11 protein-coding genes are annotated in these 13,633 nt (G+C 61.7%); 8 read left to right on the forward strand and 3 right to left on the reverse strand.

Translation table 11 applies throughout. The features are described 5' to 3' along the window. Positions 1–217 precede the first annotated feature (217 nt). From KUV39_RS06535 to glmM, 8 genes are all read left to right on the forward strand, one after another. Positions 218–1,147, forward strand: a complete 930-nt coding sequence (locus tag KUV39_RS06535; protein WP_222459290.1) for a glycine--tRNA ligase subunit alpha — start codon at positions 218–220, stop codon at positions 1,145–1,147. A 34-nt stretch (positions 1,148–1,181) separates the two neighbouring features. Then, complete coding sequence (locus KUV39_RS06540) at positions 1,182–1,715, forward strand: DUF6446 family protein (protein WP_008559666.1); 534 nt, start codon at positions 1,182–1,184, stop codon at positions 1,713–1,715. Positions 1,716–1,791: 76 nt separating this feature from the next. Then, positions 1,792–4,023 carry a glycine--tRNA ligase subunit beta gene (gene glyS / locus KUV39_RS06545; protein WP_222459291.1) on the forward strand — a complete coding sequence of 744 codons (2,232 nt, stop codon included), beginning with the start codon at positions 1,792–1,794 and terminating at the stop codon, positions 4,021–4,023. Positions 4,024–4,187: 164 nt separating this feature from the next. Continuing rightward, positions 4,188–6,767 (forward strand): putative PEP-binding protein, encoded by a 2,580-nt coding sequence (locus KUV39_RS06550; protein WP_209034314.1) that lies wholly within the window; start codon positions 4,188–4,190, stop codon positions 6,765–6,767. Positions 6,768–6,901: 134 nt separating this feature from the next. Continuing rightward, positions 6,902–7,585, forward strand: coding sequence for a cell wall hydrolase (locus KUV39_RS06555; protein ID WP_008561340.1), 684 nt, complete (start codon positions 6,902–6,904; stop codon positions 7,583–7,585). 149 nt (positions 7,586–7,734) lie between these two features. Beyond that, positions 7,735–8,655, forward strand: a complete 921-nt coding sequence (locus KUV39_RS06560; protein ID WP_008559107.1) for a dihydroneopterin aldolase — start codon at positions 7,735–7,737, stop codon at positions 8,653–8,655. Beyond that, positions 8,652–9,647, forward strand: coding sequence for a dihydropteroate synthase (folP, locus tag KUV39_RS06565; protein ID WP_222459292.1), 996 nt, complete (start codon positions 8,652–8,654; stop codon positions 9,645–9,647). Before KUV39_RS06560 ends, folP begins: the two co-directional genes overlap by 4 nt. A 21-nt stretch (positions 9,648–9,668) precedes the next feature. Next, entirely contained in the window at positions 9,669–11,015 is a 1,347-nt protein-coding gene (gene glmM, locus KUV39_RS06570; RefSeq protein WP_222459293.1) for a phosphoglucosamine mutase, read from the forward strand. 83 nt (positions 11,016–11,098) lie between these two features. On the opposite strand, the gene KUV39_RS06575 is transcribed toward glmM, so the two are convergent. The 3 genes from KUV39_RS06575 to KUV39_RS06585 form a co-directional block, all read right to left on the reverse strand. Further along, positions 11,099–12,010 carry a DMT family transporter gene (locus tag KUV39_RS06575; RefSeq protein WP_244998254.1) on the reverse strand — a complete coding sequence of 304 codons (912 nt, stop codon included), beginning with the start codon at positions 12,008–12,010 and terminating at the stop codon, positions 11,099–11,101. After that, on the reverse strand, positions 12,007–12,450 hold the full coding sequence (locus KUV39_RS06580) for a hypothetical protein (RefSeq protein WP_046210757.1): 444 nt from the start codon (positions 12,448–12,450) through the stop codon (positions 12,007–12,009). Before KUV39_RS06580 ends, KUV39_RS06575 begins: the two co-directional genes overlap by 4 nt. Positions 12,451–12,585: 135 nt before the next feature. Further along, positions 12,586–13,500, reverse strand: coding sequence for a DMT family transporter (locus KUV39_RS06585; RefSeq protein ID WP_222459295.1), 915 nt, complete (start codon positions 13,498–13,500; stop codon positions 12,586–12,588). Positions 13,501–13,633 lie beyond the last annotated feature (133 nt).

Below are 13,633 nucleotides of genomic sequence, written 5' to 3' on the forward strand. Positions count from 1 at the left end.
GGAAAAGGGTGGAGGTTGCGCCATTTCTGGCGGTGTTGCGCCGATGCATGGATTGCTTGGGCCAAAGTTCCGTTCCGATTGGCGCCAGAGCGCTCTGGATTGGGGCGCAGACAGGGCCGTGGCGGGGATCAGAGCGCGATGTGGCGTTGACCCTGCGCCGGGCGTTGCATAGGAAGAAGCCCGGATTTGCTGCCCCATAGGCCCATAGGGAAGACACATGACAGAGACCAAAGGCGCTCCGCGCTCGTTCCAAGAGATCATTCTGCGACTCCAGAGCTACTGGGCCGGCAAGGGCTGTGCCGTGATGCAGCCCTATGACATGGAAGTCGGCGCAGGCACCTTTCACCCTGCGACCACGCTGCGTTCGCTGGGCTCCAAACCCTGGGCCGCAGCCTATGTGCAGCCGTCGCGCCGCCCTACCGATGGCCGCTATGGTGAAAACCCCAACCGGCTGCAGCACTACTACCAGTATCAGGTGCTGATCAAACCGAGCCCGCCGAACCTCCAGGAGCTGTATCTGGGCAGCCTTGAGGCGATCGGCGTCGATATGGCGATGCATGACATCCGCTTTGTCGAGGACGACTGGGAAAGCCCGACACTGGGCGCCTGGGGGCTGGGCTGGGAAGTCTGGTGCGATGGTATGGAAGTCAGCCAGTTTACCTATTTCCAGCAGGTCGGCGGCCACGACTGCCACCCGGTCTCGGGAGAGCTGACCTATGGTCTGGAGCGTCTGGCGATGTACATTCTGGGCGTCGATCACGTGATGGACATGCCCTTCAACGATCCGGATGCGCTGATCCCGCTGTCTTATGGCGACGTGTTCAAGCAGACCGAGGAAGAATACGCGCGCTGGAACTTTGATGTGGCCAACACCGAGGTGCTGTTGCGCCACTTCGAAGAGGCCGAAGCCGAATGCGCGGCCATTCTGGCGCAGGAGCATATCGACCCGAAGACCGGCAAGCGCATCATCATGGCGCATCCTGCCTATGACCAGTGCATCAAGGCCAGCCATGTCTTCAACCTGCTTGATGCTCGCGGTGTGATTTCCGTGACCGAACGCCAGGCCTATATCGGACGTGTGCGGGCGCTGGCCAAGCAATGCGCCGATGCCTTTGTGCAGACCGAGGCCGGCGGCCACGCGGCCTGAGCCCGCCTGACCGCTTTTTCAGGAGATCGCCATCATGGGCAAGTTCCTTTCACTGATCCTGATCCTCTCTGGTCTCGTGGCCGGGGGGGCGATGTATTACCTGCAGGTCTATGGTTTTTACGAAGACGTAGAGCTGCAGCCGGGTCAGGACGTCATGCTGATGCCTTTGGGCGGGGGAGAGCCTCTGCCGATCCGCTACAGCGACTTTGAAGCGATTGATGCGGACAGCTCTCCCATCCGTTATCGGGCCTGTTTTTCGACCGAGCTTAAGCCGGAGCAGCTGGCACAGCTGTTTGTTTTGTCGGACCAGAAACAGCCGCGCAATGCGCCGGGTTGGTTTGATTGTTTCGATGCCGAGGCCATTGGTCAGGCGCTGGCCGAGGGGCGCGCTGAAAGCTTTCTGTCGGTCAAGAACATCTCATACGGGGTGGACCGGATCGTTGCGGTCACTGACGCCGGGCGCGGCTATGTCTGGCACGAACTGAACGATTGCGGCCAGAAGGCATATGACGGCACGGTTGTGGGCGAGGAATGCCCGCCCCGCCCCGAGGCTGTCGAGGGGAACTGATGACCACCTGCGCCCTGTCTGCCCTTTCTCTTCTTATTGCTGCGCCCGGGTGCGCGGCCATCCGTAAGGACATCTGATGCCTGATCTTCTGATTGAACTGTTTTCCGAGGAAATCCCGGCCCGCATGCAGGCGCGTGCGGCGGAGGATCTGAAAAAGCGCGTGACCGATGGTCTGGTTGAAGCGGGTCTGACCTATGCCGGCGCGCATGCTCTGTCGACACCCCGTCGCCTGACGCTGGCGCTGGAGGGGGTGCTGGACCACTCGCCGACCGTGCGCGAAGAACGCAAAGGCCCCAAAGTGGGCGCGCCGGACAAGGCCATCGAGGGCTTTCTGCGCGGTGCGGGCCTGACACGCGATCAGCTGGAAGAGCGCGACACCCCCAAGGGTGCGGTCTATTTCGCGACCATCGAAAAGGCTGGTCGCCCGGCAGCTGACATCATTGCCGAGGTGCTGGAAGACACCATCCGCAACTTCCCTTGGCCGAAATCCATGCGCTGGGGGGCTGGTTCGCTGCGCTGGGTGCGCCCGCTGCATTCCATCCTGTGCATCCTGTCCGCCGAAGATGGCGCAGAAGTTGTGGCGCTGGATATCGACGGCATCACATCCGGCAACACCACCCGCGGCCATCGTTTCATGGCACCGGACGAGATCACCGTGTCCAGTTTCGAGGATTACGCAACCAAGCTGAAGCGCGCCTATGTGGTGCTGGACCCGGCAGAGCGCGAAGCGGCGATCTGGCAGGACGCGACCAATCAGGCCTTTGCGAGCGGACTGGAAGTGGTCGAAGACAAGGGCCTGCTGGCAGAGGTCGCAGGGCTGGTGGAATGGCCTGTTGTTCTGCTTGGCTCTATCGATGATGAGTTCCTGGAATTGCCGCCAGAGGTGCTGCAAACCTCCATGAAGGAACATCAGAAGTTCTTCTCTGTGAAGAACCCCAAGACCGGCCGGATCGAGAAATTCGTGACCGTGGCAAACCGCGAGACCGCGGACAACGGCGCGACCATTCTGGCGGGCAACCAAAAGGTTCTGTCGGCGCGTCTGGCGGATGCGAAGTTCTTCTGGGAAAACGATCTGCGCACGGCCAAATCCGAGGCGGGCATGAGCGCCTGGGTGGACAACCTGTCGAATGTGACCTTCCACAACAAGCTGGGCACACAGGCCGCACGCATTGACCGCATCGCCGCATTGGCCCGCGAGATTGCCCCGGTGGTGGGTGCCGACGCCGATCTGGCAGAGCAGGCGGCACGGGTGGCCAAGGCCGATCTGTCATCCGAAATGGTCTATGAATTCCCCGAACTGCAGGGCCTGATGGGCCGCTACTATGCAGAGGCTGCGGGGTTGCCTTCGGCTGTTGCCAACGCCTGCGAGCAGCATTACTCGCCGCTTGGCCCGTCGGATGACGTACCGACAGAGCCGGTGTCTGTGGCCGTTGCTCTGGCCGACAAGATGGACACGCTCACCGGGTTCTGGGCGATTGATGAAAAGCCTACCGGTTCCAAAGACCCCTTCGCCCTGCGCCGCGCTGCGCTGGGGGTGATCCGGCTGGTGCTGAACAACGACGTGCGGGTGCACCTGGACAGCGTGATTGATGCCCATCTGTTGCGTCATGAGATGGCACAGAATGGCGATGACCCAGTGGCAACTCGCCTGATGCAGGACATGCTGACCGAGATCGCGGATCACGGTGTTTTCGGCTCTGCGGTGCGCACGGTTCTGGACGCCTTTGACGGGGATCTGCCGAAGCACATCGAACAGCTGAAAGAGCAGCTGCCAGATGTCTCGCGCGATCTCCTGTCCTTCTTCCACGACCGCCTCAAGGTGTTCCTGCGCGATCAGGGCATTCGCCATGACGTGATTGACGCCTGCATCGCGATGGATGGCAATGACGACCTGACGCTGCTGGTGAAACGCGCACGTGCGCTGGAGGATTTCCTGAAATCCGAAGACGGCACCAACCTGTTGCAGGGGTTCAAACGCGCCAACAACATCCTCACGCAGGCCGAGGAGAAGGACGGCGTGGAATATTCCTATGGCGCGGACAAGAAGTTTGCCGAGGACGACACCGAAAAGGCGCTGTTTGATGCGCTGGCGACCAGCGAAGGGGCGATCTCTTCGGCCATCGAAGCCGAAGATTTCGCGGCTGCCATGGGCAGCATGGCGGCTCTGCGCGCACCGGTGGATGCGTTTTTTGAGGCGGTGCAGGTCAATTCCGACAACGAGGTTGTGCGCCGCAATCGTCTGAACCTTCTCAGCCAGATCCGCAAGGTGGTAGGGCAGGTGGCAGATCTGACCCGGATCGAGGGCTGAGCACTGCTCTTTTGACCTTTTGCAAGGTTCTGAAAACCGGCGGCCCACGCGGCGCGCCGGTTTTTTTATGCTGACGGGGCTTGCGCTTTTCCTTGCGGGGATGTGTCAGCGGTTTATGCTGCATGGCAAAGGAAAACGCCGCAGTGCAGAAAAGCGATCATGCCATGGATAAATCTACCCACGATGATGTGCCGGACTCCGTTCTGATCACACCCACGGCGCCGATTGCCAATCACACCCACGGGGGTCGTGCGAAGTGTTTGCAGCGCCTGGTGCGTTTGGACCTGCCGGTGCCGACAACGGTTGCGCTGTCATTTGAGGCGGTCCATGCGATTGCCAATGGCGGAATGCCGGATCTGGCGGCGATTGTTGGCTGTTTTGCACCAGATGCGCTGCTGTGCGTGCGCCCGTCTTCGGAGGATCCCGACTGGGGTGGGCCGGGGGCTATTCTGAATATTGGCATGAATGATGCGCGGTATGTGGAGCTGTGCCAGTCGCTGGGGCGCGAGGCCGCAGCTGCGCTGTATCTGCGGTTTGTGCAGTCTTATGCCGTACATGTCGCGCGGCTGGATCCCGATGCCTTTGATGATGTGGAAGACAATGGCCCGGATGCCCTGAGCGAGGTGCTCAGCGCGTATGAAGCGGAAACCGATGAACCATTCCCGCAGGATCCGGCAGAGCAGTTGGCCGCGGTGCTGCGTTCTATGGCGCGGGCCTGGGAAGGAACATCGGCGCGGCTGTTGCGTCAGGCCAAGGGCGCCCCGGCGGATGCGGGGCTGGGCCTTGTGGTGCAGGAAATGGTGCCGGGCTACGGGCAGGGCGAATGCGGCTCTGGCGTGTTGCAGCTGGTCAACCCGGGCACCGGCATGCCGCAGATCACCGGTCGTTACCTGAGCCAGAGCCAGGGGCGGGATGCGCTTGGGGCGGGGACCGAGGCGCTGTATCTGGAGCGGGACGCACGCGGGCCGTCGCTGGAAGAATCCGCGCCTGAGGCCTTTGCCGACCTGAAGGCCCATGCCAGCCTGATGCGGCGTCGGCTGCGCGAGGAAATGCAGGTTGAGTTCGTCATCCAGAGCGGCGGAGTTCATATACTGGACGGTGTGCGCGTCACGCGGACTGCTCAGGCTGCGGTGCGGATTGCGGTGGCGTTGGCCGAAGACGGCATCATCCCGCGGGAAGAGGCGGTGATGCGGGTCGATCCGCGCATTCTGGCCGAGCTGTTGCACCGGCAGGTTGCACCGGACGCCAAGCGCGACGAAATCGGTCGCGGCATTGCGGCCAGCCCCGGCGCGGCGACCGGGCGGCTGGTGTTCACAGCAGCGGAGGCCCAGGCCAGTGCAGCCCGTGGCGAGCCCTGTATTCTGGTTCGGCGCGAAACCTCACCCGAAGATGTGCGCGGCATGCATGCCGCTGTTGGGGTTCTGACAGAGCGCGGTGGCATGACCAGCCATGCGGCGGTCATCGGGCGCGGCCTTGGCCTGCCGTGTATCGTTGGCGCGTCCAACATGAAATTCGACACAAGACGCAAGCAGTTGACCGCTGTGGACGGTCGGGTCTTTGTGCGCGGGGATATCATTACCATCGACGGCAGCAGCGGCGCGGTTCTGGCCGGTCAGCCCGAAATGCTGGAAGCGGCTGAAGATGGCGCGTTCCAGACGCTGCTGACCTGGGCAGACGATCAGCGTGACATCGGCATCCGTGCCAATGCCGACACCCCGGAAGACGCAGAGACCGCGCGCAAGTTCAATGCCCAGGGGATTGGGCTGTGCCGGACAGAGCACATGTTCTTTGAGCCGGGGCGTCTGACGGTGATGCGCGAGATGATCTTTGCCGAGACGTCAAAGGGGCGCGCGGCAGTTCTTGCGCGGCTGTTGCCCATGCAACGTGATGATTTTCATGCGCTTTTCCGGATCATGGAGGGGCTGCCGGTTTGCATTCGCCTGTTCGACCCGCCGCTGCACGAATTCCTGCCGACCTCGAAAACCGGACAGCGTGAACTGTCCGAAGCGCTGGGGATTCCGGTGAGCGATGTAACCCGCCGGGTTGAGGAGATGGAGGAATACAATCCCATGCTGGGGCTGCGCGGTGTGCGGCTGGGGGTGACGGTTCCGGAAATCTACGATATGCAGGCGCGCGCCATTTTCGAGGCGACGCTGGATGCCTCCAAGGAAGGTGAGCCGGTGGTGCCGGAGATCATGATCCCGCTGGTCTCTGCCAAGCGGGAGGTCGAGCTGGTCAAGGCGCGCATCGATGCGGTTGCCCTCGCGGTGAAGGCGGAGCGCGGTGAAGATTTCACCTACCGTTTGGGGGTCATGGTGGAAACGCCCCGTGCAGCCCTTCGGGCGGGTGAAATTTCGCCGCATACGGCCTTTCTCAGCTTCGGGACCAACGATTTGACCCAGATGACCTATGGCATGTCGCGCGATGATGCGGGGCGGTTCATGTCGGCCTATGTCAATCAGGGCGTCTTTCCCGAAGATCCGTTCCATGTTCTGGATACCGACGGGGTGGGGGAGCTGCTGAAACTGGGTGTGCAGCGGGGCCGGGCAGAACATCCGGACCTCACGCTGTCGATCTGTGGCGAACACGGCGGCAACCCCGAATCGATTGCGTTCTGTCGCGAAGCAGGGTTCGATTACGTGTCCTGTTCTCCGTTCCGGGTTCCCGTCGCGCGTTTGGCTGCGGCGCAGTTGGCGATTTCCAGCCAAATCGGAGATTCCAGAAAGAAATCCGCTAAATTGTAAGGAAAACAAGGCGCTTTGCAGATCTGTGCGTTTGGCGGACTGGATCCTGTGGTCTGGTGCGCAGGGGGTGTGCGGCTCTGTCGCTGGACGTTTTGAGGGTTTTCCACTAGGAGGTGCGTTCGCGTGACGTTGGGATGGCCGTGCGCGACCTTTCAAGTGGGGATGCCCTGATGAAAATTCTGACTGTAGCTGCCGTATTCGCCGCCGCCTTGGCTGCCGCGAAAGATGTATATGCGGAAACTGGTTTGGACGCTCTGTTCGAACGTGAGCAATCGACACTCAGCGCTGTGCCTACGGGCCGGCTGAACAATTTCTTCAACTTCACCCGGCCTGCCAAGAAGGTGAAGCCAACCGAAGTTCAGTTCACCAAAGCCTGGCTGGACACAATTCCCAAGGCCAAGGGCGATGAGAATTTTGCCTGCCTTGCAGAGGCGCTGTATTTCGAGGCCCGTGGCGAAAGCGTGAAGGGCCAGTTTGCGGTCGCCGAGGTGATCCTGAACCGGGTCAAATCCTCGCAATTTCCCAACAGCCTTTGTGGTGTGATCAATCAGGGAACAGGGCGCAAATATCAGTGCCAGTTCACCTACACCTGTGATGGCCACGAAGAGGTCATTCGCGAAAAGACCGCCTATGAGCGCGTGTCCAAGGTTGCGCGCCTGGTGATGGACGGGGCCCGGACGGGTCTGACCGATGGGGCGACCTATTATCACACCACAGCCGTGCGTCCGCGCTGGAGCAAGGCTTTCACCAAAACGGCGCGGATCGGTGTGCATCTGTTCTACCGCGATGATCGGTATCGTACTGCACTGAACAACTAAGACTTGCATGGCGCAATGTGGCGGGGGCAGGAAAGCGACCCCGCGCCGCTTTCGGCCACTGGCATGGCGCTTGGAAGCCTGTTAACCGGGCCTCCAATGCTTATGCTGGAACACCACAGCAAAATCGCCAGTTCAGGGACCCGATTGCCATGCCGTCAGAAATCCATCTCGCCTTTGCGCACCCGTCCGAGCGGTCGGAAGCGACAGCGCCCCGTGCGCCGCTGGACCGGATTTCTCTGCGCAATCATATCGTAGAGGTCGAGATCGGCGCCTTTCAGGCGGAGCGTGGCACCACGCAGCGGATCTGCTTTAACGTGGTCGTCGAAGTGACCCCGCTGCCTGCGGATCTGGATGATGATGTTGACCGCATCCTGTCCTATGATCGGGTGACCGAAGCGATTGCCCATGAGCTGTCTGAAGAGCGGCTGAATCTTTTGGAAACCCTGGCCGAGCGTGTGGCGGAGCGGATCCTGCTGGAGCCGCAGGCTGTGCGTGCCTTTGTGCGGATCGAAAAGCTGGACCGTGGGCCCGGTGCGCTGGGGGTGGAAATTGTCCGCGCCCGCGATCAGGTCGCATCCGAGGTCGACAGCGAAGAGCGCCCACATCCGCGTTTGATGTATCTGTCCAACAGCGCGATCGACAGCGCGAACCTGACCGGCTGGATCGATCAGATGGAATGTCGCAAACGTCCGCTGATCCTATGTGTCGGCGCACATGAGCTGGCGACACCCCAGACGGGCCACAAATGGACCCAGCGGCGGATTGATCTTCTTGCGATTGAGCAAAACGCCTGGCGTCTCGCGGCAAAGGATGACCGCTGTGTCGTGGTTGCAACCCGGACAGAACTGGACTGGGCCATGAAAAACGGGCAGATTTGCGTCTGGGCGCCGTCAAAAATCGTTTTGGATGCGGTAGATGGCCCCTCGGCTGCGCCCTCTGATGCGGTGGCGTTGGCTGCTTGGTTTGCCGCCACATTCGAGGCGGGCGAAATGATTGTGATTGGTGCCGCGTTGCCCGACAATCCGGGCGTGCCGCTGCGCGCCGTGGATGTGGAGCAGACACAACTGTGAGCTATTACCGACCGCTGGTTCAGCACGGGGAAAACCGCCCCGAGGGAGCCTTGCCACTGATCAGTGGCGCGCTTTGGTTTACTGAGGTCGAGGTTCTGGATCGCGGCGCGCCGCCGCGGATCATGCCTGCGGGGTTGCTGCCTGAAGAGGTTCGCCACCGGTTGACCGCGCGGCGGGCCACGATTGCCGGGCTCGACATGACCCAGCCGCAGATCATGGGGATCCTCAATGTTACCCCCGACAGTTTTTCCGATGGCGGTCAGCACGATAACGTCGCGGCGGCCTGTGAAGCGGCGCTGCAGATGGTGGCTGATGGGGCGAGCATCATTGATGTCGGCGGCGAGTCCACGCGCCCTGGTGCGGAACTGGTCCCCGAAGAGGAAGAGATCCGCCGAACAGCCCCGGTGATCGAGGCGATCCGGGCGCGATCAGAAGTGCCGATCTCCATTGATACCCGCAAGGCCGTTGTTCTGGCCGAAGCGCTTGAGGCTGGCGCAAGCCTGACCAATGATGTGTCGGGCTTTACCTTTGATCCGGCACTGGCGCCATTGACGGCGCAGGCGGGTGTGCCGGCCTGCATCATGCATGCCCAGGGTGATCCGGCGACGATGCAGGATGACCCGACGTATGAGAACGTGCTGCTGGACGTCTATGATTTCCTGTCGGACCAAATTGACCGGCTAGAGGCAATCGGCGTTGTGCGCGAACAGATCGTGATTGATCCCGGTATCGGTTTTGGCAAGACGCTGGACCACAACCTGACCCTGCTGCGCAATCTGAGCCTGTTTCACAGCCTTGGCTGCCCGATCCTGCTGGGTGTGTCGCGCAAGGGCTTTATCGGCAAGCTGGGCCATGAGCCGGATGCCGCCGCCCGTGCGCCGGGTTCCATTGCGGTAGGGCTTGCGGCCATCGGGCAAGGCGTGCAATTCCTGCGGGTGCATGATGTTGCCGAGACGGCGCAGGCGGTTCGCCTGTGGCAGGCCGTCCGATAAGACCCCAACGAAAGGGCCGATATGCGCAAATTCTTTGGTACGGACGGTGTCCGTGGAACTGCCAATATTCATCCAATGACCGCAGACATGGCCCTGCGCATCGGCGCGGCCGTGGGTCGGTATTTCCGGCGCGATGCGTCCGGTGTGCACCGGGTGGTGATTGGCAAGGACACGCGGCTTTCTGGCTATATGTTCGAAAGCGCGCTGACGGCTGGCCTGACCTCGACCGGGATGAACGTCCTGTTGCTTGGCCCGGTGCCAACCCCCGCCGTTGGCCTGATGACACGGTCGATGCGGGCTGATCTGGGCGTCATGATCTCGGCCAGTCACAATCCGGCGGCTGACAATGGCATCAAGTTCTTCGGCCCCGACGGGTTCAAACTGTCTGACAGTGTCGAGATGGAGCTGGAAGCGCTGATCGAAGCGGGCGTTGAACCGGCTCAGGCGCAGAACATCGGGCGGGCCAAGCGGATTGATGATGCGCGGTTCCGCTATGGGGAGCGGGTCAAAAGCTCGTTGCCCCGCGACATTCGCCTCGATGGTCTGAAGGTGGTGATTGATTGCGCCAATGGGGCTGCGCATCGCGCCGCGCCAGAGATCCTGTGGGAACTGGGCGCTGATGTGATCCCGGTTGGCGTGTCGCCCGATGGGACCAATATCAACCGCGACTGCGGCTCGACTCAGCCGGGAACCGCGGCAGAGACCGTCGTGGCTCATGGCGCCCATGTGGGGATTTGTCTGGACGGTGACGCGGATCGGGTGATCGTGATTGATGAGACCGGCAAGGTTGCGGACGGCGATCAGCTTATGGCCCTTCTGGCCAGCCGCTGGGCGGCCGATGGCCTGCTTGCCGGAAATGCGCTGGTGGCCACCGTCATGTCCAACCTCGGCCTTGAACGCCATCTGGCCGGGCAGGGCATCGGGTTGGAGCGCACCGCAGTCGGGGATCGCTATGTGGTCGAGCGGATGCGTGAAGGCGGGTTCAATCTGGGGGGCGAGCAATCGGGCCATATCGTGATGTCCGATTATGCCACCACCGGAGACGGGCTGATGGCGGGGTTGCATTTCCTTGCAGAGATGGTGCGCTCTGGCCAGAAAGCGTCTGAGCTGGCCCAGCAATTTGCACCGGTTCCACAGCTGTTGAAGAACGTGCGTTTTGCCGCCGGTCAGACACCGCTGGAAACGGACCGCGTTCAGAGTGCGATTATGGCCGCTGAAAAGGCGTTGGAGGGCAATGGACGCCTGCTGATCCGCAAGTCCGGCACAGAACCGCTGGTGCGGGTCATGGCCGAAAGCGAAGACAGCGCATTGCTGGCGGAAACCGTCGATGCGGTGGTCGCGGCGGTCGAGGCTGCTGTATCGGAATAACCGGAAAAATCGCTCAATCCGATTGCCCCGTCTGTGGTTGTGCCGCAGGCGGGGTTTTTATGTGTGGTGGTGTTTCACCTGCATCAGCGGCTGGATGCAAACAGCCGCCGCAAAGCGCCCAGCTGGCTCAGCCCCAGCCCGCCCAGGATCAGCGCCATCGCGAGCAGCATCAACGGCGGCAGCGCCTCGCCCAGAAAGACAGCCCCCAGAACCACGGCCCAGACCGGCACCTGGTAATTGGTCAGGGTCATGAATGTGGGGCCTGCCTCGCGCACCACGATGACACGCAGGAAATTCGCCGCCGCAGTCGGGACCAGGCCGAGAAAAGCCACCAGCAGGAGGGTTTGGTTGTCCGGGGGTGGCGGCGGGCCTTCGGCCAGCCAGGCAACCGGAACGATGATGATACTGCCAATCACCAGCACCACAGCAGCAAGCCCGAGGGGATCCACAGCAGGCAGTCTGCGCGTCAGGATGGAGCTGACCGAATAGCAGGCCGCAGAGGACAGGCAGGCAATGCGGCCGTAGGTTTCCAGCTCGGCGCCGCTGCTTTCAAAGGCCTTGCTGCCGATCAGCAGGGCAACGCCGACAAACCCGATGGCAAAGCCGATCAGGCGGCGCAGGGTCATCTGTTCGCCGGGGACAAAGACATGCGCAAGCGGCAGGACCATCAAGGGGATCGCCGCCATGCTGATGCCGGTAAAGCCAGAGGACACATGCTGCTGGCCCCAGTTGATCAGCATGAAGGGGACAGCGGTGCTGAAGACGCCGATGAGGCCGAGGGACAGCCAGTTGCGTTCTGCGTGAAACAGGCGAAAGCCACGCCAGCCCCACACCGAGCAAAGCAGCAGAGCCGCAAAACCGATCCGCCCGGCGGCCAGCCAAAACGGCGTGATCCCGTCGAGCGCAATCTTGATCAGCAGAAATGTCCCGCCCCAGACAAAGCCGAGGGTGGCAATCATCAGCCAGTAGCGTGGTGCGATGCTGCTTGTGCTCATGATCGGCTCTTGACCCATTCACTAACCGCGGTCTGAAAGAGATCGCGCGCGCGCGGCAGGATTGCCGGGTCCCTCATCTTGCGGTCAAGTATTTCGATCTGCAACTTCAAGGGGCGACGGTTAGACGACGAGGCTCCGGTGAGTAGAGGGATTGCCTTTGTGAATAGGGCTATGGCTTTTGCATCTTCGCCAAGATCTGCCTGTGCGATGCCTTGATTGATCAAATTGGTGGCGCGTTGGTGGTCGGTAAATAAAAAACCAGTAAACCGCAGACTGTTTTCGCATTTGTGCAACCTTTCATCCGCAGGGCGGCTGAATTTGTGGCATCCAGACGCGTAGAGGCTGAAGGAGAAAAAATAGATCCAAAAGCCCAGAAAGGCCCAGATCGCAATTGCCTTCAGCCATTGCTTGGGAGTGTCGCGCGGTTCAGTGCTGGGCATGGGTCCCTCGTGCCGGTTTCCGCGCGACAAAACCCCGCCGGGTGGGCGGGGTCAATGGCAATTGCTTTGTTATCTATCGAACAGTTGGCGGTTTAGGCCGCGCGCGGGCGGCGCCTGCCAGGGCATTGACGGTTGTCAGGGCCGTTGTCTGTGTGCCGGTGCCCGCGACAGGACAAGCCCGCCAAGGATCAGCGCCAGCGCGGCAAACAGCTGCGGCGGAAGGCTTTCGTTCAGAATGAGCGCGCCAAACAGAACGGCCCAGACTGGCACCTGATAGTTCACTGTCGACAAAAAGGCAGGCCCGGCGCTGCGGGCGACCTGAACCAGCAGAACCTGCGCCAATGCGGTTGGAACCAGACCAAGATAGGCCACCGCCAGCAGCGCATCGCGTGGTGGCAGGTTCTGGGGCAGACCTTCCTGCCACAGCGCGGCGGGCACGATGATCAGGGCGCCGCAGCTCAGCGCCGCGGCGGAGAGCGACAGCATGTTCACCTGCGGGCAGAGCCGGGTGATGATTGAGCCGATGGCGTAGCAGAGCGAAGCGCCCAGGCAGGCCAGGCGGGCCAGTGATTCAAAGTCGGTCCCGGCGGAGCGGAAAGCGTCGAGCCCGATCAGCACGACGACGCCGGCAAAGCCGATAAGGAAACTGATGGTGCGGCGCAGGGTCATATGCTCACCCGGCACCAGCACATGCGCCAGCGGCAGCACAAACAGCGGCACCACCGCCATGCAGACCCCGGCAAATCCGCTGGCCACATAGGTCTGCCCCCAGCTGAGCAGGCTAAAGGGCAGCGCATTGGTAAAAATTCCCATCCCAAGGGCGCAGGCCCAGATGATCCGGCCGTCCCGCGTGCGCAGCGACGGCAGGCCGATGCCCATTGCGTAGACCAGCACCAGAAGGCAGAGCGCTGCACTGAAAATCCGCAAGGCGGCAATGCTCATCGGGCCAAATCCCTGCAGGGCGACCGTGACCGCCATGAAGGAGGCGCCCCAGATCACACCTAGGAAAAGCAGCTTGGCCCAATTGGCGGCGCCGGGGGAGTTGTTCATTACAATACCTCAATCACTGGCAGCTTGCCGGTTTGCCGGAAAACTGCGCTGCTGCTGACAAATCGGGGAGGGCGCGGCCCGGCCTATCGGCCGGGCGGCAGGTCTGGAAAATGGCTTTCGGAAGAAAAAGGGC

The sequence above is a fragment of the Phaeobacter italicus genome, from assembly GCF_019801785.1.
In the GTDB taxonomy this organism is placed as follows: Bacteria; Pseudomonadota; Alphaproteobacteria; order Rhodobacterales; family Rhodobacteraceae; genus Phaeobacter; species Phaeobacter italicus.

Excerpts from the sequence above, each read along its gene's own strand:
- glyS (WP_222459291.1), top strand. The coding sequence starts at position 1,792 with ATGCCTGATCTTCTGATTGAACTGTTTTCCGAGGAAATCCCGGCCCGC.
- KUV39_RS06540 (WP_008559666.1), top strand. The coding sequence starts at position 1,182 with ATGGGCAAGTTCCTTTCACTGATCCTGATCCTCTCTGGTCTCGTGGCC.
- KUV39_RS06585 (WP_222459295.1), bottom strand. The coding sequence starts at position 13,500 with ATGAACAACTCCCCCGGCGCCGCCAATTGGGCCAAGCTGCTTTTCCTA.
- KUV39_RS06535 (WP_222459290.1), top strand. The coding sequence starts at position 218 with ATGACAGAGACCAAAGGCGCTCCGCGCTCGTTCCAAGAGATCATTCTG.
- glmM (WP_222459293.1), top strand. The coding sequence starts at position 9,669 with ATGCGCAAATTCTTTGGTACGGACGGTGTCCGTGGAACTGCCAATATT.
- KUV39_RS06560 (WP_008559107.1), top strand. The coding sequence starts at position 7,735 with ATGCCGTCAGAAATCCATCTCGCCTTTGCGCACCCGTCCGAGCGGTCG.
- KUV39_RS06575 (WP_244998254.1), bottom strand. The coding sequence starts at position 12,010 with ATGAGCACAAGCAGCATCGCACCACGCTACTGGCTGATGATTGCCACC.
- KUV39_RS06550 (WP_209034314.1), top strand. The coding sequence starts at position 4,188 with ATGGATAAATCTACCCACGATGATGTGCCGGACTCCGTTCTGATCACA.
- KUV39_RS06555 (WP_008561340.1), top strand. The coding sequence starts at position 6,902 with ATGGCCGTGCGCGACCTTTCAAGTGGGGATGCCCTGATGAAAATTCTG.
- KUV39_RS06580 (WP_046210757.1), bottom strand. The coding sequence starts at position 12,450 with ATGCCCAGCACTGAACCGCGCGACACTCCCAAGCAATGGCTGAAGGCA.